This window comes from Legionella feeleii, from assembly GCF_001467625.1.
GTDB lineage: Bacteria > Pseudomonadota > Gammaproteobacteria > Legionellales > Legionellaceae > Tatlockia > Tatlockia feeleii.
In genome coordinates this window covers 23,683-39,878 of record NZ_LNYB01000026.1, presented here as the reverse complement: position 1 = coordinate 39,878, position 16,196 = coordinate 23,683, and the positions used below count along the sequence as shown (strand labels likewise).

Below are 16,196 nucleotides of genomic sequence, written 5' to 3'. Positions count from 1 at the left end.
TCCTTTTGTTGATTATGTTCTTGGCGAACAATCAACAGGATACGCCACCTAATTTATTTTTCACATACACCAGATTCGAGCATAACTCGTGACTTTTTTGCCATTACTTAGATAGGAATGATGTGCAATATCCTCTTCTTTGGCAGCAAAGAGAGCTCCTGACAAGGTTCGTACATAAAGATATTTACCATGAGGCACTTTTCCATTAGAGAATGCAAAAATACCCTCATTCGCGTGTAATTCTGCAGCAAATTTCAATAATACCTCGGGAAGGTAACTAGATTCTTCATAGTTGGCTTGCAATCTTCTTTGGCGTTTTCTCTCGGGACGACAATTATCTTTTAATGCAATCCCGCGAAGTCTGATATTAGTTGTATTTTTTGTAGCAAGGCTATCTGTTGGCATGACGTCTACTTTGACTAAATGGTTTACGTCATTTTAAATAAGAATTATTAAGTATGTATTAAATTAGGCCTTTTGGGTTTTAAATTTTACTTTTTGTGCGCTTACAACCATTTCTTGCGTTTAAAATACTTAAAAGGTATCAGGGCTGATAAAATCATGAGACCAAGCGCTACGAGATAACCCCATTTGAAGTTTAATTCCGGCATGAAATGGAAATTCATACCATAAATACTGGCGATCAAGGTGGGCGGCAGGAAAATAACAGCCGCTACGGAAAATATTTTAATGATGGCGTTCTGTTCGATATTAATCATTCCCAGCGTTGCATCAAGAAGAAAATTGACTTTACTGGAAATAAAGTTAGCGTGGTCGCTCAGTGCACCAACATCCTTGGCTAAAGTACCTAGCCTGATTTGCCCTTCACTATCAATTTGAGGACCAGCTGACTGCCCAAAGAAAGTAATCAAGCGATTAAAATTAACCAGACACTCTCGCGCTTTGGTGTTTAGATCCGCATTGGCACCAATGAGTTGAATGATTTGTTGATAATCCGGTTTTTCAGCGTTTGGGGTTTGCTGTTGGCGAAAAATGGTATTGGAGGCTTCTTCCAAACGATGGCCAACAGTTTCCAGCATATCGGCCAGTCTATCGACTGCCGATTCAACCAGTTCAATGAGCAAGTTGGCTGGTTGATGGAAGTTAATATCAATTTTTTGTACCTTTGCAGTAAATAATTTAAAAGCCAGCGGTTCAATATAACGTATAGTAATCAGCTGTTGCTTGGTAAGCACAAAAGTTACCGCGTCATGTTTGGGATCCGGGGAGGTTGATCGTGCAATCATTAACGCGGTCATAAACAGGGCTTCTTTGGTTTTATAGAGTCGGCTGGATAGTTCAATTTCAAGCATTTCTTCACGAGTGGGGATATTTAAGTTTAAGAATTTTTCAATGAGTCGTTCTTCTTCCTTGGAGGGGTGAAGTAAATCAAGCCAAATGGCATCTTTCAGTAAGTGAAGATTATTTTCAGTAATTTCATGAAGTTGCAGGGCACCGTGATCCAGGTAAGCTGTAATCATCCGATTCTCATTTCTCATGCTGTTAAATTAAGTTAATCTATTTGGCAGTGACAAGCTAGTCAACGGCTGAAATTTTTATTAATGAGGATAGGACTTATTCATAGTCGATTTGTTTAGCGGCATGGGAAGGGTATAAACCGTATCAATTCATTGAAAAGGACTAATCGGATGAACAAAATTTTCTTATTTATACTGTTATTTTTTAGCCAAATGATCGTGGCAAATGCAGCACAAAAATCTGTGAGTTGCGTTTTGCAGGGTTTAAAAGATCCTATCTCATTTGTAGTACCGAGCAAAGCAGGTGATTTGCCTCAGATTGATTTTCCTTATGCAGTCAAGACGATACTGTTTAGTCTGAGAGATAAGAATTTACTTCTAGTGGCAGTCGATCAGGATGATGCTTCACGTATGAGGATCTTTCTTTCTGCGCAAGCCCATACCAAAAAACAACGCTATGACGGCCAATTTATGGCCGATTATGGTGGTAACCAACTGCAACTCGATAATGGGCCTGTTTCTTGTGAGATTAAATAGATTTCTCTCGCTGAAAGACAGTTGGGTTGCGAAACCCAACTTGCCATTCTTCAATACTGGAATTAGATGCTTACTGATAGACGTTCTATTGCAGCCGCGCTGTCCTCTCTGAACTCAGTGAGGAGATCTGCTCCTCCTATTGTCTGAACCAACTCCGCTTTGTCAATTTGCTCGACTATATGTTTTCTTAGTTCTGGAGGTAAACAGGGTTGTGCAAGATCCGCTACTTCAGACATAAAGAAACGAAGACGATTTTTCTGAAATAGAAGCTGTTTAACATAATTTAAATTTAAATGTAGCCCCATCTGTTTTAAACGTGTAGAACTTTCTTCTGTAAAAATAATCTTCTTTTGGAAATCACTCTCAGGGTCGTAGTCTAACCTTAAAATCGCTGCCAACTCCCTCATATCTTGTTCAAAAAATCTATCTTGCATCCTGCCCGGCGCATACCGTACCTGATAAATAGGATTAGTACTGATTCCAAAGAGTCCTATCTTGCCATCCCCTCTTAAGAAAAAGGTTGATTGCTCAGTGAAGAGACGTGCATCAGATTCCATAAAATCACGTCCTCTTATCATTGCCCCGTCCCCAATTGCCATAAGATCCCCTTTGGTTATTTCATTGAGTATTGGAATAATTCTAGCCAGCTCTATTTGTCGATCATTCTGAATGAGCTCTTTTATAAAGCTAAGTAGGCAAAGGGTTTTACTTAGAGGTTCCCCTAATTCATCAGCCGGATTCCTGAGTAACATAGTTACTATTGACATAGTCTCTCGATAATCTGCGGTATTACGGAAGGTTAAGATCGCTTTAAGTATGGCTTGAAATACATCCCGCTTATTCGTGAACTGGCCATGAAAATAATCGTGGAGGGGGCTTGGGAGTCTGGTTTGTCCTGTCCCTTTGTCTACAACAAAGTTGTCCTCCAGCCTCTTATGGTCGACAGCAAAATAGTCATAGTTGGCAAGATAGTTAAAATCATCTTTGGTAAATTTGGTAAAGGTATTCATAAAATCCAACAGGGCAAGAGCCAGGAGTCGATCTTTGGGTAATTCACAACAACGAGTCTCCATAGAAAATTCACTATCGATTCCATCCACACAGGCATGGAATTTGTATTCTTTTCTATTGTCCCCAATAATCGTTTTTAGAGTATCGCTTAAGTCCTGAAAGTGTGGATGAAAGTTCAGGGTCATGCCTATATAGTCATCGTTGAAAAAATAGGTTTTAGCCCGTGGTGCCCCATCGACAGGTACAGAGTCTGCCAGTTGTATGGAGGTCAGTTTAATTAGGATAATTCCCTCTGTCTCATAGATACTAAAACCAAGAAAAGTCATTCATAGATCCTTGAATTAAAGGGATCATTTGATAACAATCAAAAAATTTAAAAAAACGAAAAATTATCTTCCCCTGATTCCTAAATGGAATGAAAGTCTTGTCGGTGGTTAAAAATTTCTGGATAATCGAATTCTCCAAGTAACAATTTAAATTGCTCTGCTCCCATGAAGCTAAATTACCGTCTATTTAAAGCAATTATTTTTGATTTTGATGGGGTCATTTTGGATAGCGAGCCGATTCACTATGAAGCTTGTAATTATGTATTAAAAGACTTTGGCCTTAATCTTGATTACCAGGAATTTAAAAAAAGTTATTTGGGTTTAGCTGACAAAACATTATTTCCACAATTATTGGCCAGCAAAAGATTGAATCTACCATTGGATAAAATCGATCAAATGATCGATAAAAAACAGAATTATTTTACGTCTCTCATTCGTGATAATAAGACATTGCCGGTTATTAACGGCGTGGCTCAATACATCAAACAAATTGTTAACGCAGCAAAAAAGCTTGCCATTTGCAGTGGCGCAACCCAAAAAGAAATTTTAACCGTACTGAAAAAACTAGAGCCTGACATTCAGGCATCCCATTTCAATACCATCGTGACAGCTGATCACGTGCGCTATGGAAAACCCTCGCCTGAGGGCTATTTACTCACGGCGCAAAAATTGGGACTCCTTCCTAATCAATGTCTGGTTATTGAAGACTCACCCCACGGCATTATGGCCGCAAAAGAAGCTGGAATGCCTGTCATTGCACTACTCACTTCCTATCAGGAAGCAGAGTTACTGCAGGCAGACTATATTACCCGTGATTTTGAAACCTTAGTGCTTGCTCATTAAGGTTTGAGCTAATTCATTCCTTTTCTATTAGGCACAAATTTTTATTTCTTCATCGTCTTTGGTTACCGTCTTTCTCCTTATTGAAATTGAACAAAAAAAATAATATTGATCACAATCAAGGTGCTTTTGTTTGGAATAGAGCCATTTCGATGTAACATGGGTTAATAAGGGTCAGAAAGACCATAAGGTGAACAGTTCAAATGGCGCCTTTAATTCAGGCCATATCCCTCCTGGTGCAAAATTTAGCTATACCTTTACTTAGCCAGGCACTTATAACTATAAATGCACTGTTTCTACCTTGGGATGACAGGCGGGGTTATTGTCAAGTAATAGAAAACAGCTCGACATTCCTTTAGGCTGTTTTCATGGGTTTAAAAAGTTGCAAAATAAGACGAATTAAAATGAATTAACCTTTTCCTGTAATTCTGCCGGAAGGGAAGAGGTATCATGATTCAGAGCGTCTCTCTTTATAAAGAACGCGCACTGATTCAGGAGTGAAGGTACCACGGATTTAATCTCTTGTTTGCGAAGGAAGTTAGCCAGGTCCAAATTGAGATCGTTGCTGTCGTTTAATGCAACACCATCCTTAATAAAAATAATATTTTCACGGGCAACGTTCGGGAAAATATCAAACAAGGCCGCCAATTTTTGTTCTGACATGGTTGATACTTCATCATAAGATAAATAAATTTTGCGCAAATGAGGTAAGGAGTTTTTTAACTTAAGTAAGCTTTTTAAAGATAAGCCACCTAATAGGGTTTCCGTTACATCCATCGTTATTATGTTGGGAGAAAGGCCGGTGAAGGCTTCAGCCAGTTCGTCAGCTTCGCTTAGCCCAAAAGCTTGTCGACTCAGGATGAGCTCACTTAGACCGTCTGGCATAGCCGCGAAAGCCCTTTTTAAAACGTTGCCTGGTAGTATATCCAGAAGATTGGAGCTTAAATACAGGGTAGTTATCGTTTTGGGAATGGATGACAATATTTCGATTAAATGGTCGCCATTGAGATAATTAAGATGGTTGCTCGCCAAGCTAAGTGTAGTTACCCATGGTGGAATGGTTTTTAATACCTGAGTTACTTTGTCAATGTTTTTGAGCCCCAGGTAATTTTCGCTCAAATCAAGTCGCGTAGTGTCTGTGCTAAGGGTTTTTATTGATTTTGCCAAATTAACTTTTGAATCGTTTAGTTTTAAAGTTGGAAGACCGCTCATTATTAAATCTCTCTGACTATATTCATGCAACAAAGGCATTAACTGCTCTTTTTGGTTTAAATTATTGCATTTGGAATTTAAATAATACAGAGAATAATTTTCTTGGCTTGATTCCAATGAGGAATAGATAAAGGACGTTACCCATCCCTGGGCGAAAGCAACACGTTACCTAATGGCATTAACCCTTGTCTGTAACTCCTGGGGAAGGCAGGCGAGGTCAGTCATGTTAAAAGAGCGTTTTACAAAAAAAGCGCTTACATTGAGGAGCGAAGGGGTTGGAGTATTAAATCCTAAAGTTCTCAGTAAATTGGTTTTTACAAACAAATCGGTGGTATCAGCAGGGCTGCCGATAATGTTGATATTTTCGATATTGGGAAAAGCGTCATGCAAGAGTCTCACCTTTTCTGGACCCATGTCCACCATCTCATCATAATCTAAATAGATGGTTTTCAAGTAAGGTAAAGAATTATTTAGTTGCTTTAAGGTTTCTAATGATAATCCGGATAGTTCGGTGAAATACAAATCGAGAGTCGAAAGATTAGGGCCTAAGCTTGAAAAGGCTTGGGCTAATTCTTCTCCGTCTTGATGAAAGGTGTTTCCAACCAATGAGAGTGAGTCCAACGTTGGTGGCACTCCGGCAAAAACCTGTTGGAGACCGCCCTGTTCCAATTCACCCAGTGAGTTTGAATCTAAATAAAGATGTCTGACAGTGCCAGGAATTTTAGCTAAAATTTTTACTAATTCCGCGACGCTTTTTTTAGAAAGTTGATTGGACGATAAATTTAATGAAGTTATCCATTCCGGTATGGATGATAAGATTTGCTCAATTTCTTCTGTACTCTTGATTCCAAGTGAGTTATCACTCAAATCAAGTTCTGTGGTTTCTCTAGAAATGTTTTGAATAGGCTCGTTTAAGTGAATTGCCGGTTGTTGGTCAATAGATATACGCAAACTGCTCATATTTTTCCTCAATTAATCATTGATTTATGCATGTTGTAATTTAAATGGTTCTTTTGTTTTTTATTTTCGCATTTTAAGTGAGGATAATACAGCGAAATATTTTCTGAAATCGCTATGTTAAAGGAATGAGGCTTAACGAGTTGGAGAGAATGACCCGAGAGTGTTTGAATGGTCGAAAGGTCGCTGGTGATTAAAAAACCGAATTACGCGAGCCTTGCTTTTTCAAAGCCAAGCATTGTTATAATTAGAGCAATAGCATTGATTTTATCTTAGAACAAAGGGTCATTGGGCTAGCATAAATTTTAGAAGGTTATCAATATGAACACTGAATTACCGGAGCATCTAACTGACTTGATCGTAAAAAGGTTAAGTGAGGCCAGGGAAGATTTGCAAAAACAATTTTCCTTTGAGCATCCTGTAAAAGTTGCACGTCATTTCGCTCTGGATAATCTTCTTCCTTCGGAAATCGCAGAAGAAATCTATGCTAACTTTCCTAAACCCAAGGACATGCATGTATTAAGTCATCGTGGAGAATTAAAGTTAAGATATAGTCATCTAAAGGATACATCCAGTCTGATACAGGATATAAACAAGGCTATTCAAAGCCCGCGAGTGGTTGCTGAAATTGAAGCGATTACAGGGATCAAAAACCAAATACCCGATCCCTCGCGATTTGCAGGTGGTATCAGTATGTTACTCAAGGGATATTATATCAATCCTCATTTAGATAATTCGCATGATATCGACAGAAAATTCTATCGCACTGTTAATTTACTTCTCTATGTTTCGCCGAATTGGAAGGAGGAAAATGGTGGCAATTACGAATTATGGGATCAATCACTTAAAAACCGCATTGTTGTTCCCTGCTTTTTTAATCGTTTGGTTGTGATGGAAACCAATCGCATTTCTTGGCACTCTGTTAATAAAGTCTTATGTGATGCCCCCCGCTGTTGTGTATTCAATTACTTTTTTTCCGAGCAATCACCGGCAGGCGAACCTTACTTAAATATTAATTCTTTTCTAAACCCCCTCTATAGACCTCGCGCAGAACAAAAAATTCGTTGCGCAATTGCTAATGTAAAGCATGCAATTTTGAACAAGATACGATAATACACTGGATAGGTGTAGCAACTGTCTTGAAATGAAAATTCAAAACAGTTGCTACATAGTACTTATTTAGTGCTGGTGTAGGCTGGGCATGATGGGCAAAAGAGACCACAACCTGAAACCAGGGCAGTAGAGCCAACAATTGCTACTAAAAATAGTATTGTTTTCATGACATTTCCTTGTTATTTAGTGCTAGTGTAGGCTGGGCATGATGGACAAAAGAGACCACAACCTGAAACCAGGGCAGTAGAGCCAACGATTGCTACTAAAAATAGTATTGTTTTCATGACATTTCCTTATTATTTAGTGCTAGTGTAGGCTGGGCATGATGGACAAAAGAGACCACAACCTGAAACCAGGGCAGTAGAGCCAACGATTGCTACCAAAAATAGTATTGTTTTCATGACATTTCCTTATTATTTAGTGCTAGTGTAGGCTGGGCATGCTGGGCAAAAGAGACCACAACCTGAAACCAGGGCTGTAGAACCAACGATTGCTACTAAAAAGATGATTGTTTTCATTTATTAGCATCCTTGCATAGGTGTTGACATACATAGTATATATATAGTTTTAAAAATTAACAAATTGCGCATTAAAAAATATAAATGTTCTTTAAATGAAAAAGTTAATTGGGTATTGATACGCTTATTAGTCTTTGTACTGATAAGCAGTTTTCAAACCTGGATTGAATATAACCAGATGGTTTGGAGTCAAAGGCCTTTATTAGAGTCTTAATTTGGGGTATTGGAGTCCGGATCAGGTGAGCCCTAACCCGGATTACCTTTAACTATTAGTAGCAAGTAGCATCGTAACAGGTTGGGCAACAACGTTTGGTAACAACAGGTCTGGCAACAACGACTGTTTTACAGCAAGTACTGTCAACAACAGCAGTTCTTACATTTCCACAACAGGGGGTGGCAACAACGGGTGAAACAGTATAATCGCTTCCAGCCATATCCATACAACCACAACCAGTTAGACTGACTACTATCGGTATCAATGCTATCCCTTTCATAGTTAACCTCTAGTTTAGGTAGGTAGCTTGAGTGTATATTATTTATTCTTTTTGCGCAAGTTTTGTCTGTTTTGAGGTAAGGCACAACGTCTATTGCCATTTTTAAAGAAATCCAACACCGAGTTAAGCCCGGTGTTGTGATACTGGTTTGTACTTATTATTCTGCATCCTATGTAGACAAATCCTTATGCGCATTACGCATGTAAAAAAAGCAGCAAGGCTTTTTGCACATGCAAGCGATTTTCACTTTGGGTAAACAAAGCGGCTGCAGGTTCGTCTGGCAGGGTTACAGAGACTTCTTTACCACGAACCATTGGCATACAATGCATAAAAATAGCTTCTGGCTTGGCATGAGCCATGAGTTTTTCATTCACCTGAAACTCAGTAAATGAAGTCTCGTCGGTTTCTTGCTCAAATCCCATGCTTGTCCACACATCTGTATAAACTGCGTGAGCGTCACGAACAGCTGTTTCCGGTGTTGAATGACTGTGAATCATTCCAGGCGTCGCCTCCAAGCTCTTGGCAAGAAGCACCTCATTAGGTTGATTGGCTGCGGGACAGCAATAGTTTATTGTTATGCCGAGTTGGGGTGCCATTAATAACAGACTATGAAGAATATTATTACCATCGCCAATATAGGCCAACGTTAAACCGGCCAAGGTACCGAAGTATTCCTGTAGGGTCAGCAAATCAGCAAGGATCTGGCAAGGGTGATACAAGGCGGATAATCCATTGATAATAGGGACGTTGGCGTAAGTCGCCATTTCTTCCAACCCCTGATCATCATGAGTTCGTACCATAATGAAATCGCAATAACCATTTAATACTCGGACCAGGTCCCGTGGTTCTTCCGATTTTCGGGTCGTACTGACACTTTCTACAGCGGTACCTCCCAGGCTTTGCATGGCAAGAGAAAAACTTAAGCGGGTCCGGAAAGAGGGTTTTTCAAAAATCATGGCCAGATTCTTATGTAACAAGGCACCAGAATAATTTTCTGGTTTCTCTTTCACTAATTTGGCTAGCGTCAGGATCGTCAGGATATCCTGCTTGTTGAGTTCCATCCCTGTTAAAACATGCCTGGTTTTCGAAGGATGCCTGATTTGCTGATAGAGTTTTTGCAACGGTTTGACAAAAGGTTCTTCTGCACGGTTATGGCAAAGACTTTGTACCATCATTGCAGATGCTTCATAAGTGGACGCGTAGGGAATATGGTGTTGCAGAGCAAACGATAAAAAATCCAGATGAGCGTCAACCACCAGGATTAGATCAGGATTCTTGCCTGGCTGGAGTTCGTCGATAAGAGTAAATCCTGCGTTTGCCAGAGTTATCAGCAATGGATCATTTTTAGCAAAACCAGAAGTAAAAACAATCTTTGCGTTTTGCTCATCGCAGTGATTTCCTGCAGCAATCTGTGCTTTTAAGTAGGCTTCATGAGGTGTCAAACCGATACCCATGACTTCGCCAGTACCCTTCATTTCCGGGCTAAGGACTGGGGTTGACGTTGAAAACTTGCGGAAAGGTAAGACGGCTTCTTTCACACAATAATAAGGTAAAGTGACGGGCGTTAAACAGCGTTGTTCTTTGAGTGAAATGCCTAGCATGCAATTGACTGCAATTTCTATTAAAGGAATCCCTGTTGCTTTGCAGATAAAAGGAGTGGTTCTTGATGCTCTGGGATTGACTTCAATCAAAAATACCTCAGCACCTTTTACTGCAAATTGTACGTTCATGAGACCTTTCAGTTTTAAGGCACGTGCCAGAATTTTCGTTTGTTTATGAAGAAGATTAGTGATAGCCAAAGGCAGTTTATAAGGGGGGGTTATACAGGCTGAATCACCCGAATGAACACCCACTGCTTCGATATGTTCGAGGACTGTGGGAATAAAGATATCGTCGCCATCCGATACAGCGTCAATATCGACCTCAATCGCACCCGTAAGAAACTCCTCCAGTAAAACAGCGTGTGATGTCGTTTTAAAGAGCGTTTTAAGTTTGGCAACCAGGCTCTCTTTATTGGCTACAATTTCCATACCACGGCCACCCAGGACAAAAGAGGGTCGAATAATCAGAGGGAAACCAAGGGTTTCTAAAACCTGATCGAGTTCATCAAGAGTGGTAATCGCCTGATTTTTAGGTTGTTTTAAGCCTAACTGGACGATTAAATCACGGAATTTGTCCCTGTCTTCGGTGATGTTGACCAGTTCAGCTGTTAACCCTAGCAAAGGAACGCCATCTTGATGGAGCTTGTCTACCAGATTTAACGGTGTTTGTCCGCCAAATTGCAGAACAACGGCTGTCGGTTTTTCATGCTCAATCAGATCGCGTACTTTTTCATAGGTTAGTGGCAGGAAATAAAGTTTGTCAGCGACATCATAATCAGTAGACACGGTTTCCGGATTGCAATTAACCATAATGGTTTCAAAGCCTGCTTTGGCAAATGCCTGCATGGCTTTGACGCAGACATAATCAAATTCGATGCCTTGTCCGATACGATTGGGACCGCTGCCAATAAGCATAATCTTGCTTTTCGTACCGGGCGTTGATTCGCAATACTGTTGATAGGTGCTATACAGATAGGCAGTGGCTGTTCGAAATTCACCGGCACAGCTATCGACACATTTATAGACTGGTTGTATCCCCAGTTCTTGCCGGTAAGATCGCACCTCTGCTTCTGTGCTATGGATAAGCTTGGCGAGCCGTTGATCAGAAAAACCATTTTTTTTCAGCGTTAACAAGGTGGTTTGATCGAGATCATACAATGATTGGCCGCTAAGGTTTTGTTCCATGGTAACGATCGTTTTGATTTGGTGTAAAAACCAAGGGTCAATAAACGACGCAGCATGCACTTCTTCAATGCTAAAACCGCGACGAAAACTTTCCGCAAGACACCAGAGATGAGTACTGGTATGTCGTTTGAGCAACACCTTTAAGGCATGATCATCTAACTCATCTAAGGAATCGAAACCGGACGCATTAATTTCCAGACTTAAGATGGCATGTTGTAAACTTTCCGCGAAAGTACTACCGATCGCCATCACTTCTCCCACTGAGCGCATTTGTGGGCCGCGAGCCAAGTCTTGCGCGTTAAATTTCTCATCATGAAAGCGAGGAATTTTGACTACGGTATAGTCAATGCTTGGTTCAAAAGAGGCAGGTAAGATCCCGCCGGTAATTTCGTTGGGTAATTCGTCCAGGGTATAACCGACCGCAAGCTTGGCAGCAATTTTGGCAATGGGAAAACCGGTTGCTTTTGAAACCAGCGCGGAAGAGCGAGAGACCCGAGGGTTCATTTCGATCACGACCATCCTGCCATTTTTAGGATTAAGAGCGAATTGAACATTTGAACCACCGGTGTCAACACCAACCGCACGCAGTACGGCAAAGGCTGCGTCACGCATGGCTTGATATTCATCATCGGTGAGTGTCTGGATGGGGGCGACGGTGATCGAGTCACCCGTGTGAATTCCTAAAGGGTCAAAATTTTCAACACCACAGACTACAATGCAATTGTCCTTTTTATCGCGTACAACTTCTAGTTCAAATTCTTTCCAACCGATAAGCGCCTCATCGATGGAAATTTCCTCGCAACCTGGTTGGGAGAAAGCTTGTTTGAATGCAGCTATGGCTTCTTCTTCGCTATGTACAACGGCTGCCCCGGCGCCGCCTAAGGTGAAGGAGGAGCGGACAATGAGAGGTAAGCCCAAATTCTGCATGATTTGTTTGGCACTATCCAGGCTGTTAGCGGAGTAACTTTCAGGAACATTTAAACCAATCTCTTTCATTTTCTCATGAAACAGAGTTCTGTCTTCGGCAACAGTGATTGCGTTAATGGAGGCACCAATTAATTCAACCTGATGTTGGGCTAAAATACCTTCTTTATGCAGCGCCAAAGCGCAATTGAGAGAGGTTTGCCCGCCCAGGGTAGCAATAAGGGCATCAGGGCGTTCTTTGGCAATAATTGCGCTAACTGAAGCAGTCGTAATGGGTTCAATATAGGTCGCGTCGGCTAAATCAGGGTCGGTCATAATAGTAGCCGGATTCGAATTAACGAGAATGACTCGATAACCTTCTTCACGCAGGGCTTTTAAGGCTTGTGTCCCTGAGTAATCAAATTCACAGGCTTGGCCAATATTGATTGGACCCGAGCCGATTACCAAAATGCTCTTAATATTAGTGTTTTTTGGCATACTGCACCTCGTGAAAAAACTGCTTGAACAGGATCATCAATTCGTTAGGTCCTGGATTCGCTTCTGGATGTCCTTGAAAGGAAAAGGCGGGGGCATTGCGATGGGCAAGTCCGGCAATTGTTCCATCAAATAAGGAAATATGAGTAGTGATTAAATGCTCGGGTAATGAGCGTTCATCGACGACAAAACCGTGGTTCTGGCTGCTAATAAAGACAGTACCGGTTTTACAGCATTTAATGGGGTGATTGGCACCGTGATGGCCAAATTTCATTTTCCTGGTCTTTGCACCGGCTGCCAGCGCTAAAATCTGATGGCCCAGGCAAATGCCAAAGACAGGGATTTGTTGCTCTAATAATTGAGAGGCCAAATGAATGACTGACTCACAACTTTCCGGATCGCCTGGTCCATTAGAGAGTAATACCCCGTCAGGAGAAAAGCTTGTTAATTCGCTAAAACTAATCGTATCGGGTACTACTGAAATTTTGATAGGGTAGGTTGCCAGGGTTTTTAAAATGGCTGTCTTAACGCCACAATCAACAACGACAATATGCGCTAACGCATCGATGGGATCAGCATAGAGATACGCTTTTTTGGTCGAAACCAAGGTTGCCAGATGACTGCCTTGCATGGTTGGCGCACTTTGCAGCATCGACAGCGCCTGGTCAGGCGTGATGGAATCGACGGTCACGATACAACCATTTTGACTGCCTTGTTCACGCAAATGCAGGGTGAGTGCGCGAGTATCTATCTCCGTCAAGGCAGCAATATGATGTTTCAGAAGAAAATTCTCCAGACTATCTTGTGCGCGCCAGTTACTAAAATGAGGGGAATAGTCTCTGAACACGGCCGCTGCGGCATGGATTTTTTCTGATTCATGATCGGCTTGATTCACACCGACATTGCCGAGGTGGGGTGTTGTAAAATTGATAATTTGGCCAAAATAGGACGGATCCGTCAAAATTTCCTGATAGCCTGTTTGTGAAGTATTAAAGACCATCTCTCCCACGGCGTGGGTTTTTGCACCAATCGCTTTCCCTTGAAAGAGAGTGCCATCAGCCAAGATGAGGAAAGCCATTTTTTGTCTCCTTAAGAAGCTCGGAAAGCGAGCAATTTTTTTCCACGGCTTCGCTTACCCAAAGACCGACTTGATGGTGTGCATCTCTAAATGGCATCCCTTGTAAAACCAGGGACTCCAGGATCGCTGTTGCATCCAAATAACCACTGGTTGCTTTTCTATGCATTAACTCGGTATTGAAGGTGAGGCTTTGCAGAAAAGGGGAAATAATTTGCAGGCAAGCAGTCAGTGTATTGACGGTATCAAATAAACTTTCTTTGTCTTCCTGCATGTCTTTGTTGTAAGCAAGCGGTAAGGCTTTCATCACCGTTAAAATCCCGGTTAAATGACCAAATACCCGTCCGCTTTTGCCCCGAATAAGTTCTAGCACGTCAGGATTTTTCTTATTGGGCATTAACGAAGATCCGGTCGAAAAGGCATCATCAAGGGTAATAAAATTGAATTCCTGGGTTGCCCAAAGAATAAGATCTTCTGCCAAACGTGATAAATGCATCATGATAAGAGCAGCAATAGAGCAAAATTCAATGATAAAGTCGCGATCGCTGACTGCATCCAGCGTATTACTGATCACACCCTTAAAGCCCAGCGTTTGGGCGACCCATTTTCTATCCAAAGGGAGGTTACTACCTGCCAGGGCACCAGCACCAAGAGGCGAAAAATTCATTCGTTCATGCCAATCATGCATGCGGCTAAGGTCACGGCTGAACATGGCATCAAAGGCCGCAAAATAGTGACCCAAATAAATAGGCTGAGCCTGTTGCAGATGGGTGTATCCAGGCATCTTGGTATCAGCATGCCGGGTGGCTAAATCCTGTAAAACTTCTTTGAGTGTTTGCAAGAGGCTGTTTATCTGCGCACCTGCTTCCCTGGTGTAAAGTCTCAGATCGAGAGCGACCTGATCATTACGGCTGCGGCCAGTATGTAATTTCTTACCAATATCGCCTATTTTTTGAATTAGCAACTGTTCAACAAACATGTGAATGTCTTCACAGCGTTCATCAAGGGCATGTTGTCCTTTCGTTATTTCCAACTCAATTTCGGCGAGTGCTTTATTAATAGACTGTGCTTCATCATGGCTTAAAAGACCCTGCCGTGCCAGCATGCTGGCATGTGCCTGACTGCCAGCAATATCATGACGGTAAAGTACCTGATCAAAAGCCAGTGACGCATTAAATTTCACAACACTTGGATCAAGCGGTTTTTTAAATCGGCCACCCCAGGTTTTATTGGTCATACTTGCCACCCCTTATGAACCATGCCGTATACTTTTGCTGACAGAGAGAAAAGATTGATAAACCCTTCCGCATCTTTTTGATTGTAAACATGATCCTCCTCAAAGGTAGCGAGAGCAGGATTATGTAAACTGTATTCAGATTGCATACCGCAAGGAATGAGATTGCCTTTAAACAGTTTTAACTTGACTGTCCCGGTGATATGTTTCTGAGTTACTGCAATCAAAGCGTCCAGGGCTTCTTTCGCTTGAGAAAACCATCGTCCCTCATAAACAAGATTGGCATAGCTTTGTTGTAGAGATTGCTTCAAGTGGAGCGTGGCTCGATCAAGGCATAGGCTTTCCAACATCTTATGCGCTTTGTAAAGCACTGCGGCAGCCGGTGCTTCATAGACTCCCCTGATTTTCATCCCTACCAGCCGATTTTCAACGATATCAGCCACACCGATACCATGAGCGCCTGCCCGCTGATTCAGCTCTGTTAATAAAGCGACTGGATCCATGGCTTTATTATTCAAAGCTACAGGGACACCTTGTTCGAAATGAATACTAATCAGTTCAGGCGTATCAGGTGTCTGTTCAAGCGTTGCGGTCATTAGCAATAAATCGTCAGGCTGCCCCTGGCCTGGATCTTCCAAGACACCGCCTTCATGTGAGATATACCAAATATTATGATCGCGAGAATAAGGCGCCTTGGGTGTTACAGGGACATCAATACCATGTGCTTTGGCATAATCGATTGCTTCCTGGCGTGACTTAATTTCCCAGGATCGCCAAGGGGCAATAATTTGCAATTGAGGAGCCAGTGCTTTCACAGTGTACTCGAAACGAACTTGATCATTGCCTTTGCCAGTCGCTCCATGGGCAATCGCATCAGCCTTTTCTTGCAAAGCAATTTCAACCAGTTTTTGTGCAATTAAAGGTCTTGAGATAGTTCCTAAAATATATTGCTCTTCATACAAAGCGCCAGCCTTCACCAATTGCCAAAGGTAATTGGTGACAAACTCCTCTTGTACATTGACCACATAAGCGTTGGTTGCGCCACTGTTAATGGCTTTCTGCTTAATGGCTTGCAGGTCTTCTTGTTGGCCAAGATCACAAATGACTGCAATCACTTCAGCCTGGTAATTTTCTTTAAGCCAGGGGATCATGACAGACGTATCGAGGCCTCCTGAATAAGCTAAGGCAATTTTTTTAATGGTTGTGGTCATTCGTGT

At 41.6% G+C, this 16,196-nt stretch carries 13 protein-coding genes; 3 read left to right on the top strand and 10 right to left on the bottom strand.

The genetic code is table 11. The features are described 5' to 3' along the window. Window positions 1–60 precede the first annotated feature (60 nt). Complete coding sequence (locus tag Lfee_RS04510) at window positions 61–405, bottom strand: hypothetical protein (RefSeq protein ID WP_058444315.1); 345 nt, start codon at window positions 403–405, stop codon at window positions 61–63. A 101-nt stretch (window positions 406–506) separates the two neighbouring features. Next, on the bottom strand, window positions 507–1,481 hold the full coding sequence (corA, locus tag Lfee_RS04505; protein ID WP_058444313.1) for a magnesium/cobalt transporter CorA: 975 nt from the start codon (window positions 1,479–1,481) through the stop codon (window positions 507–509). Between the two features lie 168 nt (window positions 1,482–1,649). Between corA and Lfee_RS04500 the strand changes: the two genes are divergently transcribed. Beyond that, window positions 1,650–2,015 carry a hypothetical protein gene (locus Lfee_RS04500; protein WP_058444312.1) on the top strand — a complete coding sequence of 122 codons (366 nt, stop codon included), beginning with the start codon at window positions 1,650–1,652 and terminating at the stop codon, window positions 2,013–2,015. A 62-nt stretch (window positions 2,016–2,077) separates the two neighbouring features. On the opposite strand, the gene Lfee_RS04495 is transcribed toward Lfee_RS04500, so the two are convergent. Next, window positions 2,078–3,352, bottom strand: coding sequence for a hypothetical protein (locus Lfee_RS04495; RefSeq protein ID WP_058444310.1), 1,275 nt, complete (start codon window positions 3,350–3,352; stop codon window positions 2,078–2,080). A gap of 165 nt (window positions 3,353–3,517) precedes the next feature. Here Lfee_RS04495 and Lfee_RS04490 point away from each other — a divergent pair, with 165 nt between their 5' ends. Further along, a complete protein-coding gene (locus Lfee_RS04490; RefSeq protein ID WP_058444308.1) occupies window positions 3,518–4,195 on the top strand; it encodes an HAD family hydrolase in 678 nt (225 codons plus the stop codon). 396 nt (window positions 4,196–4,591) lie between these two features. On the opposite strand, the gene Lfee_RS04485 is transcribed toward Lfee_RS04490, so the two are convergent. Next, window positions 4,592–5,404, bottom strand: coding sequence for a hypothetical protein (locus Lfee_RS04485; protein ID WP_131753223.1), 813 nt, complete (start codon window positions 5,402–5,404; stop codon window positions 4,592–4,594). A gap of 165 nt (window positions 5,405–5,569) precedes the next feature. Further along, complete coding sequence (locus Lfee_RS04480; RefSeq protein WP_058444304.1) at window positions 5,570–6,364, bottom strand: leucine-rich repeat domain-containing protein; 795 nt, start codon at window positions 6,362–6,364, stop codon at window positions 5,570–5,572. Between the two features lie 318 nt (window positions 6,365–6,682). Between Lfee_RS04480 and Lfee_RS04475 the strand changes: the two genes are divergently transcribed. Then, complete coding sequence (locus Lfee_RS04475) at window positions 6,683–7,474, top strand: 2OG-Fe(II) oxygenase (RefSeq protein WP_058444302.1); 792 nt, start codon at window positions 6,683–6,685, stop codon at window positions 7,472–7,474. Between the two features lie 787 nt (window positions 7,475–8,261). On the opposite strand, the gene Lfee_RS16915 is transcribed toward Lfee_RS04475, so the two are convergent. The 5 genes from Lfee_RS16915 to Lfee_RS04455 form a co-directional block, all read right to left on the bottom strand. Then, window positions 8,262–8,486 carry a hypothetical protein gene (locus Lfee_RS16915; protein WP_131753200.1) on the bottom strand — a complete coding sequence of 75 codons (225 nt, stop codon included), beginning with the start codon at window positions 8,484–8,486 and terminating at the stop codon, window positions 8,262–8,264. Between the two features lie 194 nt (window positions 8,487–8,680). Further along, window positions 8,681–12,673, bottom strand: a complete 3,993-nt coding sequence (gene carB, locus Lfee_RS17585) for a carbamoyl-phosphate synthase large subunit (protein ID WP_058444300.1) — start codon at window positions 12,671–12,673, stop codon at window positions 8,681–8,683. Further along, window positions 12,657–13,748: a glutamine-hydrolyzing carbamoyl-phosphate synthase small subunit gene (carA, locus tag Lfee_RS04465; protein ID WP_058444298.1), complete on the bottom strand. Its 1,092-nt coding sequence runs from the start codon at window positions 13,746–13,748 to the stop codon at window positions 12,657–12,659. The genes carB and carA overlap by 17 nt, the downstream gene beginning before the upstream one ends. After that, window positions 13,726–14,982 carry an argininosuccinate lyase gene (gene argH, locus Lfee_RS04460; RefSeq protein WP_058444296.1) on the bottom strand — a complete coding sequence of 419 codons (1,257 nt, stop codon included), beginning with the start codon at window positions 14,980–14,982 and terminating at the stop codon, window positions 13,726–13,728. The genes carA and argH overlap by 23 nt, the downstream gene beginning before the upstream one ends. After that, window positions 14,979–16,190 (bottom strand): argininosuccinate synthase, encoded by a 1,212-nt coding sequence (locus Lfee_RS04455; protein ID WP_058444294.1) that lies wholly within the window; start codon window positions 16,188–16,190, stop codon window positions 14,979–14,981. Before Lfee_RS04455 ends, argH begins: the two co-directional genes overlap by 4 nt. Window positions 16,191–16,196 lie beyond the last annotated feature (6 nt).